The following is a 23,629-nucleotide window of genomic DNA, read 5'->3' on the forward strand; positions in this document are numbered from 1 at the left end:
AACTACACTGCGTATTCTCGGCTAAGCTCACTGACACCAAGGCCGCTTCGCTTCGACACCTTGATTTGCAATGGTATTCTCTCTTTCATCGCCTCAACGTGGCTAATAACGCCAATCATCTTGCCCGACGCATTCAAGTTATCGAGCGCATCAAGAGCCATATCAAGTGTCTCGGCATCAAGGGTGCCAAAGCCCTCATCAAGAAAGAGCGAATCGATACTGGTTTTATGGCTTACCAAGTCAGAAAGGGATAAGGCCAATGCAAGGCTGACTAAGAAACTCTCCCCGCCGGATAAAGTCTTGGTGTCACGCACTGCATCACCCTGCCAGGTATCCAATACCTGAAGAGCAAGTCCATCATCAGACTTACGTTTCAGCTCATATCGACCATGAAAACGCGCCAAATGCTTATTCGCTAGATACACTAAGTTCTCTAGTGTCAGGCCTTGGGCAAACTTCCTAAACTTATCTCCTTTGGCCGAACCCACCAGCGAGTTCAGGTGTGAGATATCAACGTACTCTTGCTGGAACTTCTCTATTTCATCCAGTAAGCCACTCAATCGCTGGCGATTCTCTTCATCTGAAGCGATTTGTTGAGTAATCTCACCCTGCTGTTTTAGCGTTTGTTCGGACTCTTGTTTCACTAGTGCTAATTCGTGCTCAAGGGTAGCCTGAGGCTGTAACTCCCAGCCTTTGTCTTCGGCATCTTGCTTATGTGTAATTACAGCTGAGCTTGCACTACTGAGCGTTGCTTTTGCATGTTCAAGGCGTTTTTTACTCTCTTCAATTTTGGAAGTGAGCTCATCTCTTTCTTGTTTAGATAGTAAAGCCGTCTGAAACTCATTAATCGTCGAGAAAGGACTCGACTGTAATTCCTTCTCCCACGTCTGAGTGCGCTGCATGAGGTTATCGCCAACAAGCTGCTTCTGCTTGTGCATTGACGTTAACTCGCCTGTTAGCGTGGCAATTTTACCCTTACACGTGTCTCTAGTTTCCATAGCGACTTTGTAGCGTTTCTCAGCTTGTTCCACCTCTAGACGCATCTTTTCAGACTCAAGTGCTACCGATTTATCAGCAAATAACTCTCGGCGCTGATTCTCATCGTTTAACAGAGCTGATTCCATCTCTTTTAAGCGAGTCTGTTCTTGAACTAATCTGGTGTTTGCTGACACTAGCGATTCATCTAATGCATTACTTTGAGTGCGTAATCTATCTAGTTGCTGCTCTGCTTGCTGTATTTCAGACGTCAGTTTCAGCCAACGAGTAAGGTCTTGCTGCTTTTGCTTAAACCACTGCTCGGTATCGGCCTGTGGTAAATTAAACCCTGACTCTCTGACCTGTGTAGCCAGTTCATTCCAAACCGTGCTTGCAGCATCACTCCATTGTTTTGCTTCTTTTTGCGCTGATTCCAGTTTGCTGTTTAGAATAGCTAACGCATTGGATTGACTATTTAAGTTGTCATTCAACGATGTAAGAGTGACTTGGCATTCTTGCTCCGCCTTATGCGCTTCATCTCGACATTTCTGGAGTTCAGCCAAACGCTTAAGTTGAGCATTAATGCCCTGTTGCTGCTGTTGGTTTTCTTGTAGCAAGCGCTCAACCGCTTGGTTGTCACCTAATTCTAAAACCAAGCCCAGTGATGCTGTAAAAGTGCGCCACCCTTCTTGTATCTTCTCTTTTTCTTGTACTAGCTCGGGATGTCTTTTCTGAGCATGCTGTAAATGGCTAAGCTGCGTATTTAGCTGCGCTTCTTGCTGTTTTAACTCTGTGTTTGTTTGAATGAGCTGATTCTTTGCGTCGGTTAATCGCGTCAGCAAGTTTTTCACGTCAAGATTGCTACTCGTCTGCAACACTGGATGCTCAGCTGACCCACACAGCGGACACGGAGAGTGGTTATCTAACTGCGCTCTGTACTTCGCCAGCTCACTTTCCTGATCAAGAAGCTGACTAATGTCCGATATGCTTTGCTCAAGTTGTGCCTGCTTGCCGCGAAGTTCAGTCACCTGTTGCTGCTTCTGCGCCGTCAAGACTGTTTGCTCATCTATTAACTGCGTAAGATCATGTATTGCCTTGCAGTTCTCAGCATACTTGGCATTGCCATTTTCTAGTCTTACATAGCTTGGTTGACTGCTTAGCAAAGCTTGCAATTGTTGATGCAGAGTTGTTGCATCGCCCTCTTTAGAGGCTAATTCTAATTGTTGTTGTGTACTAGAAAGTTGCTTGGATTTTTCTAGCAAAGCGCGCTTTAGCTCTTCTACTTTTTTCTGCGTTAAATCTAAAGACTGCTTACCCTTTCCGTACTCGTCATTAAGGGTAGTCACCGACTCTGTTGTCAGTTTCGATTTTGTCTGTGATTGTTCATATTGCTTATAGCTCTGAAGCCACAAAGACAACGCACCTTGCAGGCATTCATCCTTAGCATGCGCGTCTAGGTATGTTTTCCCTTCTATCACCGCTTTAGATGCAGACTCAATCTGCGCAGAAAATTCAAGCTTCTTTTTATTTTGGCCTTGCAACGCTTGAGCAGACTCCTCTGCCACAGTGTTCTGTTGTGCCACTGATTTTTTCTGCTCAGCAATGCGGGTATCTAGAGGGACTATTTTATGCTGCACTAACTCTCGTAGATGGGTTTGTTGCTCAACGGCTTGATTAAGATTCTGCTGGGTTTGATGCACACTTTCTTGAAGTGGTTCTAGGGCTTTATTTTGTTCATCAATGGATAGCTGTTTAGCAACAACCTGGGACTCAAGTTGTTCATTTTCTGACTTAGTGTTAGCCCATAATTCAAAACTGGTGCGCAGACCTTCAGCAGGAGCACTGCGTTGCAGTTTTTCTATTTCCGGCTGTAATGCTTGATGCTCTGCTTGTGCCGTAGTGAGAACATTTTGTTGCACTGTCACTTTTTGTTCTAGAGTGTGTTGCTGCTGCCACCAGTTCAGCTGAGTTTGATATGACGCTAACTGCGACTGCTGACTCGTGCTCAATAAGGAGAGCTTTAGTTGTTGCTCGCTTAGCTCTTTAAGCTGCTCTTGCGACAGCAGTGCTACACCTTCAGCTCTTGCATTGAGTTGCCCTAGGGCTATTTTTGCATCGCTATAATGTTGATGAACACGTTCAGAGATCAGGCCATAGATCTCAGTACCTGTAAGCTCTTCTAGCAACTCGGCTCTATCGTTAGCATTGGCGTTGAGAAATGCAGCAAACTGCCCTTGAGAGAGCATCATAGATTTAGTGAAACGAGAAAAATCTAGCCCCGTGATCTCATTGACCTGATCGTTCTTCGTTTTCACCTTGTCGGCGATAATAGTGCCGGAGTCGACTTCCGCAAGTTCAACCGTCGCCGGCTGCAAATTACCATCAGCCTTGTTGCGAGAGCGGCGCATGCTCCAGTGTGCTCGATACGCCTTACCCTTCACCTCAAATTCGACTTCGGCACTGCAACTGGCGGTGCCACGAGTCATGATTTCATTGTTCGAGGTTGAGATGCCGCCAAGCCTTGCCGTCTCATGGTAGATGGCTAAGCAAATGGCATCGAGAATGGTTGTCTTACCCGCACCAGTAGGACCGGTAATCGCAAACAAACCGCTTTCGATAAAAGAAGGTGATGAAAAATCGATATGCCATTTTCCCTTGAGCGAGTTTAGGTTTTCGAAGGTTAGATTAAGGATTTTCATTATGGTTTCTCCCCTTCGACATCTTCAACAATCTGCTTAAATCGTGTGGTTATCCGTTGCTCTCTGGCTTTGTCTTCTTCAGTGTCAAAGGCCTCAATGGCTAATCTCTTGCTAAACACTTCTATCGGACTCAGTTCAGACAAGGTTTCGGTCTGCTCTTGATTTAAAGTGCGATCTCTATGCGCTCTTGAGCGGCGAAGTTGCAACACTTCAATCTCTTTATCTCCGATCATCTTCTGCACGGCTTGCTGAAGATCCGTTAAGTAGTCCTGTACCTCTACTTCGATAGACACCCATACAGATGTGCCTTCTTCTATGTCAATACTATCCAGTTGCTGCTGCAAACTCGCTAAATCGCCCTTCAAGGAAAACATCGGCTGAAATGAAGGAACGGCAACAGGCTCAATGCTTGCAACATGGCTTGATAAGAACTCTACTAGTACCACTTGCTTCTGAGATTTCAGTTCATCGAAACTCAAATAGATAGGCGAACCGCTATATCGAATATGCTCACTTTTAGCGACCTTTTGCGGTCGATGTATATGTCCTAGGGCAATGTAATCTGCCGGTGGGAATCCATCTGCTGAAAAACCATCTAGGGTACCAATATAGATGTCTCTCACTGACTCGGAGGCTGTTACACCCAGTGCGGTTAAATGCCCTGTTGCGATGATCGGAACATCTAATTCTCGCTGTGAACGCAACGCCACAGCTTGCTGATAGAGTGTGGAATAATGAGCTTTTATCGCATCACCCAGCGCCTTTTGTTTTTCACTCCCCGATTCACCCGATACGCTTTTGACAATGTCTCTTGGTCTAATGAAAGGAACGGCACACACGATAGCGCCAACATCTCCGATACCATTTTTTATTTCTAGTATTTGCTCTGAGGTCTCTGTGCCTACGCTCGCTATCACCTGAGTATGAAGCTGCTTTAGAAGCTGTTTTGATTCATTGAGCATGGCGACCGAATCGTGGTTGCCTCCAAGCACAATCAATTGACACCCTATGCGATGCATATCCACGACAAAACGGTTATAGAGCTCTCTTGCGTAACTTGGTGGAGTTCCGGTATCAAACACGTCTCCTGCAATGATCACGCAATCAACCTTTTCAGACTCGACGGTCTCCAATAACCACTGGATGAATTTTTCGTGTTCTGGCAAACGACTTTTGGTAAAAAAATTCTGGCCTAGATGCCAGTCAGAGGTGTGCAATATTTTCATCAAAACCAACGTAAGAAAGTAGTTTTATAATTCAATGTTAAGGAAAGGTAACTCTATGAGAAATAAGGCTTAGTAGCGCAAGAATTAATCTTTCTAACTATTCATCATCGTCTTCATTAATAGTTTTACCACAACACAGACAGACTGGCTCTAAATCTGTTGGCATCATGATAAGAATGCCACAATGGGGGCATAAATCGCCTTGGGTATACATCATACTTCACCTTGTGCGTTAAGTAGTGCTCATCATACTGTTAATTAGCGACATTTATCGTCCCCAACCAAACTTAAGGTGCTTAGTACGACTAGTGTGTCATAAAAAACCCACTGTTTTATTAGTGGGTTTTAGAAAGTGACTATTTAAACTTGTAGCCTACATCTAGCATGAACTGATTCGCGTCTAAGTCTCCAGAGAACTGCTCTGAATACCCAAGGTTGGTTACAACATGGTCGCCAAACTGAGTCTCTACACCGACAGCCGCTAAGAACCCATTGTCATGCACTTTTTCCGGTCCTGCTTCCAACTTGTCCCAAGACCAACCGGAGGTCAGATAGGGTTTTACTGTGATAGTTTCAGAAGCATGGTAAGGATAATCAACCCCGATACTTGCCTGGTATCGCTCAAGATCCGCGTCATAGCGACCAACAACATCATCTTTTGATGTTGTGCTAACACGAAAGTCTGTGAACAAATAATCTTTCCAAGAACGAACCAAATAGCCTCTTGAAAATACGCTATAACCTTTCAGGCTTTTGCCATCAATATTGTCTTGCGCATAACCGGCTCCCAGAGTGATACCAGAGAAAAAGCCCGTGCCTTCATCAGCGGAAGCAGCATTGCTTGCTTCACTTGCGTTAGCTAAACCTGCGACCAGCGCTACACTTAAGATTGCCCATTGAATGTGCTTCATTGTGATCTCTCCTGCAAAATAATTAGGAAAGATTCTACAATTGGATACATACTTAAAAGGTGAACAGTTATTGTACAGCTGTTCACCCTTTTGTTCGTTGCATGATGCAATGAACCACAGTCTTTGGTAAACGTAATGAACCGCCTTACCCGCACACGTAGAACCCGTATTGGTCGACAATGTAAACATAAGCAGAGAATGCAGCAGAAACAACACCGCAATGCATTTCACGCTTGGAGTCAGAAAAAAGACTAATTGCATTAAGTCCATGCGAAAAACCAAGCCTTAAAAGTAAATGTCGCCTGTAAAGTCCCCTTTCAGGCGACCTTTTTATGAGTCCTTATTGATACGTAAAAACACGGATACGTAAAAACACGTCGTGCTCAGGTGTTTTCATCGCTTTAGCCCTTTATCAATAGAAGCCTGCTAAAAGTGGAACAGCTTCATAATCACTCTTCCTCTTTATTCCTATTAAAATTTCATAGAATCCCTCCATCAATTAAACATTGGGTGGATGGTAATGAAAAAATTAACGTTAGCTTTACTGGTTACAAGCACTCTTTTTGGCTGCGCCTCTACCGCTATGATGGTTAAAACAGACGCCGTGGCGGCACAACCTATCATTCCCATCACCGTGGATGGTAAATTTGGCGGATTTGGACAACAAGGCACTTTTAAGGTTGCAGAACTCTACTCTGGTAAATTCTCTAGAGATGCAACTAAATCAAGTTGGTTTGGTGTAGTAGATTCAAGTGACGGTGATATGGTTGCCACTATTGACAGTAATAGCGGCCATCATTGGAAGATTCAATGCAGTGGTGAACAGTCCAGTTTTAATCTCGGTTCGATTGCTATGTCCGATAGCGATCCGTTCCAATGTGATATCACTGAAGACGGCACCTCTGTAGGCCATTACCAAATCAAAACCGAGAAAAGCATGCTTGGGGCAAGTAAAGAGTTTGGATTTGTTACTCTTGATGGAACCAAAGTAGAACTCGCTGCAGTTAAAAAAGCACAAGGCTCAGCATTTGAAGGGGGACAACCTCTCGGATACAGCTTTACACTCAATAGAAAAGAAGTCGCTGCGACTCAAACCAATGGCTCTATGACTCTGCAGATGTTGCCAGAGATTACACAGCAGCAACAAGATGCCATTGTTGTCGGTAGTATTGCAAGCGCACTAAGCTGGAGACCAGATAGCGACTCTTAAGCAAATCACCTAGCACTACTTTAATGGGGTCAACCTCCCCCCTTTAGGTTGACCCTCATTAAAGGTGAACTATATTTTTTAGGTTATCCTATATTGTTCACCTTAATAGGCTCGCTATGGTAAAACCCACCAACACCATTCAACTGAACCGCCTGAAACAACTCGACCGCTACTTTGGTACCGCGCTTTCTGTGGTGGATAGTCAAACCTTAGCTCAGATCATGTCTTGCTCAACTCGCAACGTCGCTAAAACAATGAAAACGTTAGCAGAACTCGGCTGGGTAAACTGGCAACCTGGAAGAGGCAGAGGAATCAAAACTCAGCTACAAATAGTCCGCTCATTTCATACTGTGCTCATTGACGTCCTCAAGACATACGTCGCGGGCGGTGAACTCAACGAAGCCGCTCGCTATGCGGATATTTTTAACTACCAGAAAGTCTTTAAACAGAGCCTTCCTGAATGGATGATTGAATTTTCGGAAGATAACCAGCGCTCAGACAAACTCATATCACTTGTGCCCTACTCTCTACCTAATTGCCACCCAATGCATATGGTGGATCGAAATGCTGGAATAATTGTATCTGCAATGTTTGATACGCTTGTTGATTTTGAACCGCTCAGCAAACAGTTCATCCCTCGTCTTGCTCATCAGTTTTATCAAGAAGGGCTGACACACTACTTTCGTATCCGCCCCGATGTGCACTTCCATAATGGGGAATTACTAACACCAGAGCACGTCAAGCAAGTACTACTTGCCCACAAGAAACCCAATACCATCGCTAATGAACTTTATCAAAGTATTGAAAGCGTTGAGGTAAATCGTCAATGGGTAGAAGTCACCCTCACCTTTGACGACCCAATATTTCTGCACGCCATAGCCGATATCCATGCATCGATATACTTAAACAATCCCGCTGAGCCAAATTTTCCCTATGGTACAGGCGCGTATCATTGGGGTACAAAAACCATTGATCATTGGACACTGCTGAAGAACACGGGTTATTTTGCTCATCACGGCATACTTAAATCTGCCGAGTTTTGGCATGTGTTAGAGACAAATAAAACGTCAGTAGGCCATTTGTTAGAGTTTGAGGATTCAGAAAAACGCATAGACAATGCCCCAGAATTATTAGGGTCAAGCCTTGGCTGTAAGGGTTTGTGCATGAACAAAAGCTTGGACGATGACATTAGGAGATCACTAGCGAGTGTTACGCAAGAAGTCCTAAAACAGCACTATCAGGCTCGCCATACTATTTCCCACTCTCTATTCAATCATTCTGTTGCGCTCGACTCTAACGCTCATTCACGCCAAAGCGAATCACTAGAGCTTCCTCATTCATTAAAGGTTCTGAAAAAAAATAGTGATGCTTTACACCACTTTTGGAATCGACTGAATGAGCACGACGTTCAAATAGAGTATGTTGACGAGTTCTCGAAAGCGGACGTGTGGATTGAAAATTTCTTAATTGGTGCAGACCCTGTTCTTGACCATTATTATTGGCTTTTGCTCAGCGCATCAGCAAAACGCATGCTCACCTCTTTCAAGCAACAACAATGGCTTGCGGAAGTTCAAAATGCACCCGACACAAACGCGACACTGTCACTTATAGAGCAGCGTTATTTAGAGCAATATCGAGTTATACCGCTATGGACAAAGTCCTACGCCTTTCACCGTCACCAAACCCTTCGAGGAACGGTAATCAATAGTCTTGGTTTTATGGATATCAGCAAAATTTGGTTTGATAAAAGAGAAAGTTGAACCTAACTGCTCCATTAGCATCAACAATTAACAGCAAAGGATAAGTAAACAATGACAAAAAACCTGCGAGCTGATTGCAGCCTCATCATTTCAGGCCACCAAACTCCAACTCCCGCTGAGCTTTTTTCTCAAATGGCAGCGTGGTGCGCAGACAATGATATTGAACACGATGTTTATGGTGAGGGGGACTTGATCCAGCAATTCGAGGCTAAAATTGCAAAGCTATTGGGCTATCAAGCAGGGCTATTTGTCATGACGGGCACACTGACTCAGCCAACCGTGTTAGATCTTGTCTGCAGACAAAAACGCAATAAGCTCGTTGGAATGCATGAAACTAGCCATATTCTTCGCCATGAGAATCAAAACTATCAATTGCAACAGCGGTTCAATATCCTCAATCTTGGCAACCGTTACCGACCATGGACAGTCGAAGATCTCGCATCGTGCCCAGATGAACTATCTGCCGTACTTTACGAGCTGCCTATGCGTGAAATTGGCGGGCAGTTGCTGCCTTGGGAAGAACTACAAACGATCAAAACGTACTGCAAAGACAATCACATACATCTACATATGGATGGAGCTCGCTTGTGGGAGTCTGCCGCTTTCTATAATAAGCCCTATCACGAGATCGCTGCTGGTTTTGATACAACCTATGTCTCTTTGTATAAGGGCTTAGGCGGGCTTGGAGGATCTATATTACTGGGGGATGAATCATTTATTGCCCTAGCTCGTAAATGGATGCAACGTCAGGGTGGCAATGTCTATCATAGAACGCCTTATGTAGTTTCAGCAGCCATGCAATTTGATCAACGTTTAGAGCAAATGCCTTTGTTGTACGAGCGTACAAAAGCGCTTTATTCACTCATCTCAAAATACCCAAGTTTCACACTCAACCCAGTAAAACCTCAAGCGAATATGCTTCACCTGATCTTGCCCTTTGATTACGAAACGGCAGTGAAGTTAAGAGATCAACTGGCTCAGGAGCAAGGGATATGGCTAGGTAATCCGCAAGTAACAGGAAACCCTTTGCAGTCAATGATTGAATGGTATGTGGGCGATACACTACTTCACTTAGAAGATGCTCAATTGGTTGCGATCTTTGAATGGTTATCAAGCAAAACTGTCTAAATTATGATGCCCAATTTTATCTTCATAAATTGGGCATTTTCTTTGCTGTTTTGTGTCACTATCAGTGCTTATTCAGCTGACAGATATTTAGCACTAGACCAAGCTCTTACCCCATTAAACTCAACTAGCCACCAGCCGTCTTGCTTCATGTAAACATCAACAATCTGGTAACGCTTTAGCTTATACAAGATCTTAGCATTTGCGTGAGGCTCTAACCGAGCGTTTAGCTGCGAGGCAAGCACCCTAGCCTTTAGCATCGGTACTTTAGCAGGCTCAGTTTGCACCACTTTACTCTTCTCACGAAAAGCCTCATTGGCTGACACATTGCTCGCGTCGTTACCCATAAACAGGAATAAGCCACCTACTATCATCACGACAGCCGTTAAGCCTTGTGCATATGGAATACGTCCTTGGTAAGTCGCTAAATCGTTCTGGTGAGCATGCGATGATGAACGGTTTGTACTTTTTGTGGATAGCAATTTAGCTTTGTAGAAAACCCACAAAATGCAGTTAAACAAAAAGCTAATCAGAACAAACAGTGCCTCTACTGCAGCAATCAGTAATCTAAAAAATCCCATCACTAAAAAGAAGATACCAAAACCTAATAAGATATCTTCAAAAATACTGCCACACTCTTCTTCGTCACACACTGTTGTACCCCACTCATTATCAGCTTGTAGTATAAAGCTGACGTCTAGATTGTTCTTATCAATTTACGACAGTAAGGATCGTTTCCTACTGCTAATTAGTACAAGATATCAACAGTGGCGACGTAAAGTGTCTTTAATATTCAAGCTCAAAAAGCTGGACCAGTAAGTATAAAAAAAGCTCAACAAAATGTTGAGCTCAATGGGAACAATTGCAACCAAATTTAAGTGCTAGAACGGGATATCGTCGTAGTCATCTGGGCTTGGTGTAAACCTATCCTGTGAGGTAGTTTGACTTGACGGTGCATTGCCCTGGTTAAACTGATTTCCTTGATTAGCACCACCGCCATATTGATTATCTTGATGGCTTTGCTCGCCTTGCTGACGACCGCCTAGCATTTGCATCGTGCCGTTAAAACCCTGAACAACCACCTCAGTGGTGTAACGCTCTTGACCCGACTTATCTTGCCATTTACGTGTCTGCAATTGGCCTTCGATATACACTTGAGAGCCCTTACGAAGGTGATTACCCGCAATTTCGGCAAGCTTCCCCATAACAGAAATACGATGCCATTCGGTCTTTTCTCTTTGTTGGCCTGTTGATTTATCTTGCCAAGTTTCTGATGTTGCTACCGTAAAATTGGCTACTGCATTACCGTTTGAGAAGTGACGTAACTCAGGATCGGTACCTAAGTTACCCACGATGATTACTTTGTTTACGCCGCGTGATGCCATTGTGATTCCTTCATTATTTGCTTATCTCACTCAGAGATATAAGACAGTCGCCTTCATCGTTGACTGCTTTAAGTATAGTGTTTGCGATGTTCATCGCCGAATTAGTTGCTACTGTGATCAATCACGGTCAATTCAGGGGCAGAATGATGATACTCAAGCTCGAGATTCGCCTTCTCTACCAATTCAGCAGGCAATTCTCTAGTAACTGCAACGCCCAACTCTTTAAATTCTGATGCTTGTTTGATTAGGTTGCCTTTGCCTGTATGCAATTGACCTAGCGCTCTGTCATAAGTTTCCTTGGCCTTATCCAGCTGCTTACCTACCCCTTCCATAGAGTTTAAAAAGGTATTGAGTTTGGAGTAAAACTTCTCGGCGCGATTTGCCAATTCTGCGGTATGTTTGTTTTGCTCTTCAAAGCGCCAAAGCTGTCTTACTATATTCAAACTGGTTAACAGCGTCGTTGGCGTAGCCACAAGGATGTTTTTCTCCAAAGCGGATTGGAACAAGTTCGCATCCGCTTTCAATGCTTCGACATACGCAGATTCGATTGGAATAAACATGATTACAACTTCTGGCGAGTTAATACCAGGCAGCTTGCTGTACTCTTTTGAAGCCAGCTCATTAATACGGTCTCGCACTGCAGAAGCATGTTCTCGTAGGGCAATCTCGCGCTCATTCACATCTTCTGAATTCACATAACGGGTATAAGCATTCAATGAAGTTTTAGCATCAATAACCAGGTGTTTATTTTGTGGAAGATACACGATAGCGTCTGGTCTAAAGCGCCCTTCCTCACTCTCTATGCTGACTTCTCGTTTATAATCTGTGCCAAGACGAAGTCCTGAATTATCTAGGACATTCTCAAGCATCAATTCGCCCCAGTTGCCTTGCACTTTTTTCTCACCCTTGAGAGCGGTTGTGAGTTTATCCGCTTGATCGGTGATCTCTCGGTTCAGCTTTTGCAGATTCTGCAATTCTGTACGCAGTTGGACTCGCTGCTCAGTCTCTTTGCTATGGATATCCTCGACCTTACTCTTAAACCCTCTCAGCTCTTGGTGGATAGGATTTAGGATTGAACTCATGCTTTCTGTATTAAGCTGCTTAAACGCTTGTCCTTTGCGCTCCAAAATCTCGTTGGCTAAACGCTCAAATTCTTTACTGAGCTCTTGCTTGCTTTCTTTAAGCAGTGCGATTTGCTGATCAAAGTGATTCTGTTTGGTTTCAATCTCAGTATTGAGTTCGCCAATCTTACCCATGGCCAATGAATATTTTTCATTAAGCTCACGAAGCTCCAAGTTCAAGGTTTGGCTTCTTTGCATCTCAACCTGCAACTCTTCTAGTTTTGCTTTGAAGCTTGCTGTTGCCGAGCTTTCTGCAACTTTCGAAGCGCTCAGCGCGTCTGATGTCTGGCGTAACAGCTGCTCTTTTTCGCTAAGCTGTTTCCTATAACCATGCTCTGAGACTCTAACCGCTTGAAGCTCAGACCCTAATTGCGCACAGCGCACTTCTAAGTCGCTCACGTCTTCTAAGGCATGCTCGAGTTTTTGTTGTGTACTTTGCGCTAAATCCGTTTGGTTAGCCAACTCTGCGTTGGCGAGCTCAAGCTCAAGCTTTAACTGTCCAATAGGACGCTGCGCTACCCAATACGCGATTGCCGAAGCAAGCAGTACTACTAAACCAAAAATCACATAGGTTAATGTCATTATTATTCCTTATTGAGTCCATCTAACCGTGCTAAGAGAGTCTGTTTGACGGGCATTATCTGCAAAGGCAGGGGATGAATTTGCTAATACCAGAGTGCTTATTACACAAGTAGATCGCATATTTTCTGTTCCAATTAACCATTGCACCACTAATTATGGTCAACATAGAGACAAAAACTGTCTCTTTTACTAAAATATTCAACGTTATCTGATGAGAAGGTGTAAAGCAATGTCCAAAACGTTTGAGCGCTATCAACTCGTTCTGCAAAATATCCCCTGTCATCCCGACTATGTCACTAGCCTTGAATTGCGCCACATACTGCTTTCCAAAGATCTTATTGATTCCACTTTAGATGACAAAAGTCAGATGAAAACGGTACAAAGGGTTATAAATAAGGTGGCCTCAGACTATTACTCTGTGGAGATAGATACGGACAAACGGCCTCATCAGATAAAGATCTCACAGGGTCAACAACACCCTATCAATCCTGCAGCAATGAGTAGCGTCCTTTCTCTGCAAATCATTGAACACGAAGTATTGGAAATGCTCCCCCCGACAATGCGCAAAGAGGTGTCAAATCTGATCAGTACCGGTAAAGCGGAAAGAGACAAAAGGATTGAGCTTTGGAAAGAGCGCTTTAGCTACGCTCCTATTGAGTTTCAACTGACCTCACCCAGCTTTGATGAATCCCTAATAGACACTATCGAACAGGGCATATTAGAGAAGCGACTGCTAAAAATGAAATACAGAAAACGTGGCAGTATGCAGGACGAGGTTTACAGCGTTGAACCTCTTGGCATTGCTCTGCATGGTCGCAGTTTTTATTTGCTAGCGGTAAAAGAGAATAGCCAAGATTACCGTACCTTTGCTATCCATAGAATCACAGAGATGAAGCTTGGTTTCACAGTGTTAAAACCCCATCAAAACTTTAGTGCTAAGCAATACATTGAAGAGCATGTGCCTCATTTCTCAGGTGGACAGTTCACTGAAATAGTGCTCAAAATCAACAACTATAACGGCCTGCATCTTATCGAGGAAACGCAGCTTTCTGAGTGCCAATCCATTGTAGAGTCCGATGATGAGCACACGACTATTAGAGCTAAAATACGCGATAGCTTGGGCTTTGAGTGGTGGTTAATGAAAAATGCGAACCTTGTTGAGGTGATTAAGCCTTTGCACATCAGAGACAAGGTCATCAGTAACCTGACCTCGGCTCTTGGCAAATATCAATAATCAGTGGATGCCTTGAACAAGATAACCCTCTAAATGTCGCAGCAGATCTTGTTTACGTGCCTCACTAGCAAAGCTCGCCTTAATGGCATTACGAGTAAACTGAGCCAGCTCTTTTGATTCCACGGGATGCGTTAGGGCTATTTGATGAAAGTTGTCCGTCATATAGCCGCCAAAATACGCAGGGTCGTCTGAGTTAATGGTCACGCAAAGCCCCTGATGCAACAACTCAACGATGTTGTGCTCTTCCATGGTATCAAACACCTTGAGTTTGACGTTGGATAGCGGACATACCGTCAGTGGGATTTGCAATACTTGTAACGTCTCAATGAGCTTAGGATCATCAACACAGCGAACACCATGATCTATACGAGACACTCCAAGCATGGTCATTGCATCTTGAATATTACTTGCCGGTCCCTCTTCTCCTGCGTGAGCGACTGTGAGAAATCCTTCTTTAAGAGCTAACTGAAAGACTTTCTGAAACTTTTTAGGCGGATGTCCTGATTCAGAAGAATCCAGCCCCACCCCTATGATTTTATCCTTATGAGACAAGGCACTTTGAAGTGTGTCTATTGCTGAGTCCTCATCGAGATGACGCAAGAAGCACATAATCAAATGGCTAGTTATGCCTAAGTCTTCATGAGCTTTGATGAGAGCGCTATGAATGCCACTGACAACCGTATCAAAAGATATGCCTCTGGCGGTGTGAGTTTGAGGATCAAAAAAGATTTCGGTATGCATCACATTATCTTGGTGACACCTTTGTAAATAGGCCCACGTTAAATCAAAGAAATCTTGCTCTGTGATTAACACATTTGCACCTTGATAATAGATATCAAGGAAGGATTGCAGATTATTAAACTGATAAGCCTTATGAACTTCCTCTGCGTTAGAAAACGGTATCTCAATATTGTTTCTTCTCGCCAGTTCGAACATTAACTCTGGCTCTAGTGTGCCTTCAATATGCAAATGAAGCTCTACTTTAGGTAGGCCTTCGATAAACTGTCGCAATACCACTCTCCTTGTGCATTAGTACTGAGTTGATTTTAGACGCTTTTTTAGATCTCGTGGTAAGACGTCCCAGCGCTTGCGCATTGCCTCTATCTTGTCTAGCGGAACGTCGTGGACATTTGCAAACTGCCCTTCACATTCGTAGATAATGAGCTCTGCAGAGCACTGCTTTGCCATTCTTTGATAAGGTCGAATCTCCCACAATTGAGTAAAGGTGTTGGAGACCACGACAGAGCGACCTTGTTTAAGGTGCATTTGCGTTTGCTTTTGACACCAAAGGTGCGCAGCTCCAAGCTTACTCGTATCAAACTGATAGCCTTCATCATTCTCATCAGTGAAATACATATCCGCTTCTAGATGCACGAGATCATGTGTCTGTTTTAGCTGCTTGGCTAATGTCGATTTACCTGAGCCAGGCAGACCACGAATGAGAACTAACAAATTGAAGTCTTACCCTCTTGGTTTAACGATTAACTATTGGTTGAAGAAAAATGATAATGCAACCCAATAATGTAAATTCACGACAAACGTAACAAATCTGAAATCAAGCAAAGTCTTTGAGTAAATTACAAACAGATACGGTTAATCATAGAAAAATGTTTTAGCTTGCAAAGAATAACAGTTAAGCTAAAACCCATAAGGTTAACGTTGTACTTTCAGTTAAATCAAGGAATTAAAAATGCTAACAAAATGGGCAAAGCGCTTTTATCAGATGTCTGAACTGGTTGGTTCTTGGAGTAAAGACCCTTCCACTCAAGTTGGAGCAGTAATCACCAAACGCAACCGTATTGTCTCTGTTGGCTTTAACGGATATCCCCACGGTATTACAGACAGCGCTGAAACCGACGAGCGTGATATGAAATATCTAAAAACGCTGCATGCCGAAGAAAATGCAATCTTGTTCGCAAAACGTGATTTGGATGGCTGTGAAATTTGGGTAACACATTTCCCTTGTCCAAACTGTGCGGCGAAGATCATTCAAACAGGGATCTCTGCGGTACACTGCCCAGAACAAGAGCCTGATTTTCTTTCTCGTTGGGGAGACAAAATCAAGGTCAGTGAAGATATGTTCAATCAAGCCGGCGTCACCATTGACTGGCTGCCATTAAAAGAACTGAAGTCTGATGACTAACGCATAGGATAACGGATGATCAACTGGGGAATTATTGCACCGGGGCGCATTGCTAATCGCTTCGCTGAAGCATTTGGTGCTATCAATGATGGCACTTTATATGGTGTAGCTAGCCGTGATCGTACTAACGCTGAATCTTTCGCACAGCAACACAAAATAACGCACGTGTTCGAAAGTTATGCTGAGCTTATCAGTTCTCCAGAGATTGATGTGATTTACATAGCCAGTCCCCACCAGTTTCATTTTGATACTGCTAAGCAGTGTCTTGAAGCCGGTAAGGCTGTGCTGTGTGAAAAACCTCTTACTGTGAATGCCTCCCAAGCGAAAGCGTTATTTCAGATTGCTAAAGACAACAACGTGTTTCTAATGGAGGCGCTGTGGAGTCGATTTCTTCCTACTTGGCTTGAAGTAAAGCGTTGGGTTGAAGAAGGCCAAATTGGACAGCTAGAAAATATCCACTCTACTTTCGGTTTTAAGGCAGAGCGCAATTACGAAGACCGATTGTTCAACCCAAAACTCGCTGGTGGCGTATTGCTAGATGCTGGAATCTACAATATTTCTTTAACTCAATACTTAGCCAAACGAGAACCACAAAGTCTCTCGTCGCATATATTTGTTGGAGAAACCAAGGTCGATGAACGCTGCTCTGCGACTTTGGATTACGGTGACTTTACGAGTCAGTTCACTTGCTCTTTTAGGGCAAACCTAGATAACAGCATGACCATCTATGGCAGCGATGGGAAAATCACCATTGAAGGCGCTTTTTGGGATGCCACAAAAGCAACACTAGAGGTGTACGGTAAAGAACCCGTTGCGCTCAATCTACCTCACGAAGCTTCGGGTTTTGAGTATCAAATTCGCGAAGTACAAGGCTGCTTGCGAGAAGGAAAATTATTCAGTGAGGTGATATCTCCAGAGCACACTATCGCGACCCTGCACTTGATCGACGAAATACTAAGCAAAGTGCATATAAAACACCCACTAAATTAATTCTAAATCTGTGTAATTTCTCACTTTTTTGTTCAAAAGGTATATAATTGCGTTATCCGTATCACAATTTTATACCTTTTGGATTTCTGAATGGAACTTAGACGTTTCTCTACTGCCGCAGCCATTATTGGCACTACTTTTGCTCCCACCTATTCATTTGCTACATCATTTGAATTACCAATTTGGAAGTCCGAAGCGGAAGAGCGTGGCTATATTCTTCCTAAAGCGTTTGGGATCAGTGTTGGTTACATGCACGTTGAGCAAGGTATCAATGTTAACTCTATTGAGCTCAATGGTTTGAAAAACAGCTTAGGAAATTCAGGTCGACCTGAACAATGTATCGGCATCTCGATTGGCGGAAACTGTAATGGTTGGTTGATACCTGAAATCCCTGCTGACATTCCCGTAAACGATATTATCGTTGATACCAAAGGTGGCTTCCAGGAAAGTGATGTTTGGACTGTTCGAGCCGATATGTGGTTGTTTCCATTTCTAAACTTGTACGCTATTGCAGGTAAAATAACTGGTTACTCAGAAACGACTATCGATGTAGCGCTAGACCTAGGCACTCCAGGCAATCCAACAACTATAGTTAGAGACGCCGCTTTTAAACTAGATCTAGATGGAAACATGTATGGTGGTGGTTTGGTCGTTGCCGGTGGCTATAACGAGTGGTTTACCATTGTTGATGCGAGCTACACTAAAACCAATTTAACCGTTATTGATGGTGGTATCGATTCTATCGTTGTAACACCTCGTGTAGGCTATGACTTTACTAATCATGGTCACCCTGTTCGAGTTTGGGTCGGTGGTCAATACCAAAATATTCAACAAACTCTTAAAGGTGATTTAAGAGACCTATTCCCAGCGGAATTTGTAGACCTAGTAGAAGCTGATGGAGAAACTGCAGGCTTTGTAGTTAAACAAGAACTCGCATCAGAATGGAACACCGTCGTTGGCTTCAACTACGTAATCAACCCAACCTTTAATATCATTGGTGAGTTTGGCTTTGGCGATCGTCAAAGTGCATTTATTTCTTTGGACACCCGCTTTTAAACATGCAATTAAACATGACCTCATTTTCCAACGCACTCACACCCAAGGCCGACTTGGGTAAAGATTTTATACTCGGTTAATGATGCGTTTACCTAAGCCCATCACCCTGCTGTTTCTTTCTAGTGCTCCCTTGTGCGCATTTGCTGAAGGTAACGATCTTACAAACAAAGGCACTGGTTGGGTTACAGACTTGCTAGAGTTCTTTGGCTCCAGTGATGAGGTTGATTTGTCTGGTGGCATGGATTGGGGCGTTTTACCGGGCCCCTTTGCTAACCCAGAACAAGGTGTAGGCATAGGTGTTGCCGCCGTTGGTTTATACGCACCTCAAGGTCTAGAAACAGGCAACCAGCTATCGACTCTAACGCTAAGCGGTTATGTATCGTCAGAAGGCACCTACGGAATAGGCATTGATAACACTACGTTCTTAAATCAAAACCAATGGAAATTAGGCTTGATGGGTCGCCTATCTCAAACGCCAAGTAAATATTGGGGTGTGGGAAAGGATGCTGCTGAGGAAGATGGTAATGAAACACAACACGAGGCGCTTTTCCTTAGATTAGAACCTACAGTTTCCTATCAATTTGTAGATGGCTACTTTATCAAAACAGGTATCGACGCCACATTTCTATACCACCAAGAATCCGACGGTAGCGCACTGACGCCAGAACAACTAGAGGACACCACTAACCTTGGTATTATTTTGGCACTTGAGTACGATACCCGCGATTACGAAACCAACCCTTACTCAGGTAGATTTGTCAGCTTAGAACACCGGTGGTATGTCAAAACATTTGGTGGTGACTACGATTATGAAGAGCTGACTTTCAATTATCGTGAGTATGTGAATTTATACGACGATAACATCCTTGCTTTCGACTATTTTGTGCAGGGTCTAAGCAATGATGAAGATCTCCCATGGTTTGCCATGAGCAAACTCGGTGGAGACGACCGCATGCGCGGGTACTATAGCGGCCGTTACAGAGACCGCTATCAAATGACAGCACAGCTAGAATACCGCCACAAGTTTAACCAACGTCATGGCGCTGTAATCTGGGGCGGAGCCGGAAATATCGCCCCTCACTTTGAAGGACTATTTGAAGACAGTTGGCTCCCTACCTACGGAGTCGGTTATCGTTTTGCTTTCAAACCTAGAGTCAACGTTCGTCTTGACCTAGGCTTTGGAGACGAGACTACTGTTTATTTCAATATACATGAAGCGTTCTAAAGAACCCTTTAAAGGCATTTAATGAAATTTAAATCTCTACTTATTGCAGCAATCACACTCTTTTCTTCTGCTAGCTACGCGATTGATCCCCCTAGTGGTGTTCGTCCTTGTTGCGCCTTTGGTATCAACATGAAGTCTGAACTTGGTGTCGTTCCTGTCCCTTTCTTTCGGGTTAACAACATTGTTGAACTTTCCGATCTCGAAGAGCACCTATACAACGATGGAGAACAAGGGGTTGCCAGCAGTCTGATGGGTACTGGCGCGGAATCAAATGGGCTTATCTATACCTCTAAAGGCGGTATTATTGATACAGCCCATGTGCGAGATACAGCAGACTATACGCTGTATCTACACTCACAAATCCAAGGTCAGCTAGGCACAAAACAACAGGTCATCCTTGAAGATGAACTTCGTAGCCGCGTTATTGAGATGACTGACAAGCCAGTTGACATGACTTCAGAAGAGCAAGCACAAGCTGAAATCGAGCTTAGTGCCCTGCTTGCGTTTCGCTTAGCGCAGTGGCACGAAGTCGCTCAATGGTTTGGTTTCACTTCGGTCGCTGGGTTTAAGGAATACCCATCTGCTTACTCTCCGGAAGATCTCTACTCCAATATGCTTGGCTCTTTTATTGCAATAGAGATTTTAGAAAACAACCCAAATCCTACTAAAGAAGAGTATCAGCAGGCCTTTTCTAAGATATTTCTGAGAAAGCTTGCCGAACTTGGTGCTCAAGACAAAGACCGAACCGAAGAGGTTATGGATGGTCTTGATAAAAAATGGTGGGACAGTGGCAAGCGTCTGCCTAACAAGTGGGTAGTAAAAACACGTGACTATGAACCTAGGCTAACAATCACTCCTCACTGGGGAGATACCGATGACAGAGTGACAACGTCACTCGCTCAGTATGAAGGCCTTGAAGATTTTGGTTACCTTACCCTTGTTGCAACCAATTCTGAGAAAAACTTTAGTGCTCTACCTGGTTACCTTAAAGAACGCCACGTTTGGACCAAGAAACAATTTTCTGAAATTGCTCAGTTTGCAAAAAAAGTAGACGACCAACATAAGCTCAACAACAACCAACTGTTACCACCGTACTAATATTCAGCGCTGGCCTCGCTCGCAGCGAGGCCAGATAGCGACTACGCTTACTACTCTTTTAAATTCCTCGAAGAATCAAACTGATATCAATGAAATCACAGACTAGCCGAACCTTAGGTAAAGAACTCTATAAGATGACTTGGCCGATGATCTTTGGCGTACTCTCTTTAATGAGTTTCCAGCTTATCGATTCGGCTTTTATCGCTCAGCTTGGTGTCCTACCTCTTGCTGCCCAAGGCTTTACCCTTCCTATTGGTCAATTGATCATTGGGGTGCAAGTCGGCCTTGGCATTGCAACCACATCTGTCATTGCCCATGCATTAGGTGCAAACGATGAAAAATATGCCAAGCAACTGGGTGGATTAGTGTTAGCACTCGGTAGCATTGGTTGCGGCGCAATTTGCGTGCTCTTGTATTTGATTCGCTCGCCATTATTGTCTCTATTAGGTGCGACTGAAGAAGTCTTCCCCATCATTGATACTTACTGGATAGTTTGGCTGATCAGCGCTTGGGTCGGTGCTGTGCTGTATTTTCTATACAGTGTTTGCCGTGCAAATGGGAACACCATGTTACCAGGCATTATGATGGTGGTGACCAGCATCTTAAACGTGGTACTCGACCCTATATTGATTTTCTATTTTGATATGGGAATCCACGGCGCGGCAGTGGCAACAATTATTGCCTTTGGTATCGGCATTCTCTACGTAATCTATCGTATCAGATCTAAACATTACTATTCGTTTGACTGGGGCAATCTAGATATTGGGCAAAGCATTCGTTCTTTGTTTGGCATAATGATGCCAGCGATGACCAGTCAACTGATGCCTCCTCTAGCCGCAATGCTTTCAACAAAGCTCTTAGCGTCATATGGAACCGCTGCGGTCGCCGCTTGGGCTCTAGGATGCCGTTATGAGTTTTTCGCCATAGTCTGCGTACTTGCCTTAACTATGTCGATGCCCCCTATGATAGGTAGATATGTTGGGGCGAAAGATAGCGATAAGATCATCAAGTTGGTCAATATTGCGTGCTTGTTTATTCTTGGTTCACAAGTGCTAGTCGCTCTGATTACTTTAATCATTTCTGGACAACTGGCGACATTGATGACAGGTGAACAAAGCGTAGAGAGAATTTTAGACATGCACCTAGTTATCGTCCCATTTAGCCTTGCTCCACTAGGCGTTTGTATCTTGCTGGTGTCTGTTTCTAATGCTCTCGGCAAACCAATGAAGGCCTTACTGGTCTCTTCTTGTCGCCTCTTTGTGTTCTTTTTGCCTTGTTTGTATGGCGGCGCATACCTTGGCGGCTTACAGGGTTTGTTTATTGGCGCTGCAATTGGCAACACTCTCGCAGGCATTTTTGCGTGGAATAATTACCGCGCAACCATTTCTAGATTGCAAAAAAAATGGAGCCAATAGGCTCCATTTCATTAACTATAGCAGTGCTTACTGGAAGCTTGCTTCAGTCACTAGTACAACGCCATTCTTAGTAACTTCGTACAGTTTAGAATCTTCTTCTAGGTTCTCACCGATAACAGTACCATCAGGGATGATAGTGTTCTCGCCTACAATAACCTTAGTTAGACGACAGTTCTTACCGATAACGGTTTCTGGAAGAATGATACTGTCTTTCAGAACTGTACCTTCTTCAACACGGCAGTTACCTGCAACCAGTGAGTGATTGATCTCAGCACCAGAAATAATAGTACCCGCAGATAGAACTGAATCTACAGCGTAGCCTCTACGGCCTTCGTCGTTAAACACAAATTTTGCGCCCGGACGTTGCTGCTGCTGAGTAATGATCGGCCAAGAATGGTCGTATAGGTCAAGCTCAGGATCTGGTGATACTAGGTCCATGCTTGCTGCATAGTACTCATCCAAATCACCTACATCGCGCCAGTAACCGTTGTTACCAGGGTGACGTTCAGTAAATACATAACCGTTTACGCGTGCACGCTCTAGTAGGTTAGGAATGATGTTGTGGCCAAAATCGTGACCATATTCTGGGTCTAGCAGAGCATCGTTCAACTCTTTGTCCAAGATATCTGCATTAAAAATGTAGATACCCATAGAAACAAGTGCTTGGCTTGGATCTTTTGGATGTGGAGTTGGGTTCTCTGGTTTCTCGTCAAACTTAACAATACGGCCGTCTGTGTCTAGAGACATTACACCGAATGAAGAGGCTTGTTCGATAGGCTTCTTGATACAAGCAACCGTTACGTCTGCACCACTTTCAGCATGGAAGTTAAGCATGCGAGAGTAATCCATCTTGTAGATGTGATCGCCACCAAGAATAAGAACTTGTTCGCACTTACGTCTGCGAATCAAATCAAGGTTTTGGTATACAGCATCAGCCGTACCACGGTACCAAGATTCACCAACACGCTGTTGTGCTGGGATAATTGCTACACCCTCATCTAACGTAGAGTTAGTCATAAAGCCCCAGCCTTTTTGCACGTGATCGATAAGATCGTGTGCCATAAACTGAGTCAGTACGCCTACACGACGAATACCTGAGTTGATGCAGTTTGAAAGTGTAAAATCGATAATTTTGTATTTACCACCAAAAGATACAGCTGGCTTAGCGATTTCTTTGGTTAATCCCTTCAGGCGAGTACCTTTCCCGCCTGCTAGTACTAATGCAACTGTGTTACGTACTATTTTATTACTCGAAAAATGAGAATAATTATTATTATGTTCCGTCATTTTGGGGGCCTCTAACATTGAACTAATATAATGTAAAAAAAAACGAAATACGGCTTTTTAAAAGCTCTTTTGTTCGTCATTGCAGGGATAATAAATTAATCCTGTGAAATATATCTGCTTAAACTCACACTTTTTAAAAGATCAAATCTCAATGTAATGATAATGAGAGTTAGGTCACGTTAAGGTG

The 23,629-nt window shown here is 43.7% G+C and carries 19 protein-coding genes; 10 read left to right on the forward strand and 9 right to left on the reverse strand.

What is annotated here, in order from left to right; all coding sequences use genetic code 11:
* Positions 1–2: 2 nt before the first annotated feature.
* The 3 genes from OCU46_RS07225 to OCU46_RS07235 all read right to left on the reverse strand — a co-directional run bounded on the left by OCU46_RS07225 (position 3) and on the right by OCU46_RS07235 (position 5,811).
* Complete coding sequence (locus tag OCU46_RS07225) at positions 3–3,674, reverse strand: AAA family ATPase (RefSeq protein ID WP_141271386.1); 3,672 nt, start codon at positions 3,672–3,674, stop codon at positions 3–5.
* On the reverse strand, positions 3,674–4,900 hold the full coding sequence (gene sbcD / locus OCU46_RS07230; RefSeq protein ID WP_141271387.1) for an exonuclease subunit SbcD: 1,227 nt from the start codon (positions 4,898–4,900) through the stop codon (positions 3,674–3,676). The genes OCU46_RS07225 and sbcD overlap by 1 nt, the downstream gene beginning before the upstream one ends.
* A 356-nt stretch (positions 4,901–5,256) precedes the next feature.
* On the reverse strand, positions 5,257–5,811 hold the full coding sequence (locus OCU46_RS07235) for an outer membrane beta-barrel protein (protein ID WP_167495380.1): 555 nt from the start codon (positions 5,809–5,811) through the stop codon (positions 5,257–5,259).
* Positions 5,812–6,331: 520 nt separating this feature from the next.
* Between OCU46_RS07235 and OCU46_RS07240 the strand changes: the two genes are divergently transcribed.
* The 3 genes from OCU46_RS07240 (at position 6,332) to OCU46_RS07250 (ending at position 9,909) form a co-directional block, all read left to right on the forward strand.
* Complete coding sequence (locus tag OCU46_RS07240; protein ID WP_141271389.1) at positions 6,332–7,021, forward strand: VV20781 family protein; 690 nt, start codon at positions 6,332–6,334, stop codon at positions 7,019–7,021.
* A 116-nt stretch (positions 7,022–7,137) separates the two neighbouring features.
* Complete coding sequence (locus tag OCU46_RS07245; protein WP_141271390.1) at positions 7,138–8,781, forward strand: SgrR family transcriptional regulator; 1,644 nt, start codon at positions 7,138–7,140, stop codon at positions 8,779–8,781.
* A gap of 51 nt (positions 8,782–8,832) precedes the next feature.
* Positions 8,833–9,909, forward strand: a complete 1,077-nt coding sequence (locus OCU46_RS07250) for a threonine aldolase family protein (protein ID WP_141271391.1) — start codon at positions 8,833–8,835, stop codon at positions 9,907–9,909.
* 68 nt (positions 9,910–9,977) lie between these two features.
* Here the strand turns inward: OCU46_RS07250 and OCU46_RS07255 are convergent, their stop codons facing one another.
* From OCU46_RS07255 to OCU46_RS07265, 3 genes are all read right to left on the reverse strand, one after another.
* Complete coding sequence (locus tag OCU46_RS07255; RefSeq protein ID WP_244311404.1) at positions 9,978–10,559, reverse strand: SH3 domain-containing protein; 582 nt, start codon at positions 10,557–10,559, stop codon at positions 9,978–9,980.
* 228 nt (positions 10,560–10,787) lie between these two features.
* Positions 10,788–11,291 (reverse strand): single-stranded DNA-binding protein, encoded by a 504-nt coding sequence (gene ssb, locus OCU46_RS07260; protein ID WP_141271392.1) that lies wholly within the window; start codon positions 11,289–11,291, stop codon positions 10,788–10,790.
* 101 nt (positions 11,292–11,392) lie between these two features.
* Positions 11,393–12,994, reverse strand: a complete 1,602-nt coding sequence (locus tag OCU46_RS07265; RefSeq protein ID WP_141271393.1) for a DNA recombination protein RmuC — start codon at positions 12,992–12,994, stop codon at positions 11,393–11,395.
* 229 nt (positions 12,995–13,223) lie between these two features.
* On the opposite strand from OCU46_RS07265, the gene OCU46_RS07270 reads away from it, so the two are divergent.
* Positions 13,224–14,228, forward strand: coding sequence for a helix-turn-helix transcriptional regulator (locus OCU46_RS07270; RefSeq protein ID WP_141271394.1), 1,005 nt, complete (start codon positions 13,224–13,226; stop codon positions 14,226–14,228).
* On the opposite strand, the gene OCU46_RS07275 is transcribed toward OCU46_RS07270, so the two are convergent.
* Together OCU46_RS07275 and OCU46_RS07280 are read right to left on the reverse strand one after the other, a co-directional pair.
* Complete coding sequence (locus OCU46_RS07275; RefSeq protein ID WP_141271395.1) at positions 14,229–15,239, reverse strand: adenosine deaminase; 1,011 nt, start codon at positions 15,237–15,239, stop codon at positions 14,229–14,231.
* Positions 15,240–15,257: 18 nt separating this feature from the next.
* On the reverse strand, positions 15,258–15,680 hold the full coding sequence (locus tag OCU46_RS07280; RefSeq protein WP_141271396.1) for an ATP-binding protein: 423 nt from the start codon (positions 15,678–15,680) through the stop codon (positions 15,258–15,260).
* Positions 15,681–15,918: 238 nt separating this feature from the next.
* Between OCU46_RS07280 and OCU46_RS07285 the strand changes: the two genes are divergently transcribed.
* The 6 genes from OCU46_RS07285 to OCU46_RS07310 all read left to right on the forward strand — a co-directional run bounded on the left by OCU46_RS07285 (position 15,919) and on the right by OCU46_RS07310 (position 22,155).
* Positions 15,919–16,371, forward strand: a complete 453-nt coding sequence (locus OCU46_RS07285) for a dCMP deaminase family protein (RefSeq protein ID WP_141271397.1) — start codon at positions 15,919–15,921, stop codon at positions 16,369–16,371.
* Positions 16,372–16,386: 15 nt separating this feature from the next.
* Positions 16,387–17,361: a Gfo/Idh/MocA family protein gene (locus OCU46_RS07290; RefSeq protein ID WP_141271398.1), complete on the forward strand. Its 975-nt coding sequence runs from the start codon at positions 16,387–16,389 to the stop codon at positions 17,359–17,361.
* A gap of 90 nt (positions 17,362–17,451) precedes the next feature.
* Entirely contained in the window at positions 17,452–18,417 is a 966-nt protein-coding gene (locus tag OCU46_RS07295) for a hypothetical protein (protein ID WP_141271399.1), read from the forward strand.
* A 79-nt stretch (positions 18,418–18,496) separates the two neighbouring features.
* Positions 18,497–19,642 (forward strand): BamA/TamA family outer membrane protein, encoded by a 1,146-nt coding sequence (locus OCU46_RS07300; RefSeq protein ID WP_141271400.1) that lies wholly within the window; start codon positions 18,497–18,499, stop codon positions 19,640–19,642.
* Positions 19,643–19,663: 21 nt separating this feature from the next.
* Positions 19,664–20,740, forward strand: coding sequence for a DUF4056 domain-containing protein (locus tag OCU46_RS07305; protein WP_141271401.1), 1,077 nt, complete (start codon positions 19,664–19,666; stop codon positions 20,738–20,740).
* Between the two features lie 89 nt (positions 20,741–20,829).
* Entirely contained in the window at positions 20,830–22,155 is a 1,326-nt protein-coding gene (locus OCU46_RS07310) for an MATE family efflux transporter (protein ID WP_141271402.1), read from the forward strand.
* A gap of 27 nt (positions 22,156–22,182) precedes the next feature.
* Here OCU46_RS07310 and glgC read toward each other — a convergent pair whose 3' ends face one another.
* Positions 22,183–23,442 carry a glucose-1-phosphate adenylyltransferase gene (gene glgC / locus OCU46_RS07315; RefSeq protein WP_141271403.1) on the reverse strand — a complete coding sequence of 420 codons (1,260 nt, stop codon included), beginning with the start codon at positions 23,440–23,442 and terminating at the stop codon, positions 22,183–22,185.
* Positions 23,443–23,629 lie beyond the last annotated feature (187 nt).

Source organism: Vibrio comitans, assembly GCA_024346835.1.
Lineage (GTDB): Bacteria > Pseudomonadota > Gammaproteobacteria > Enterobacterales > Vibrionaceae > Vibrio > Vibrio comitans.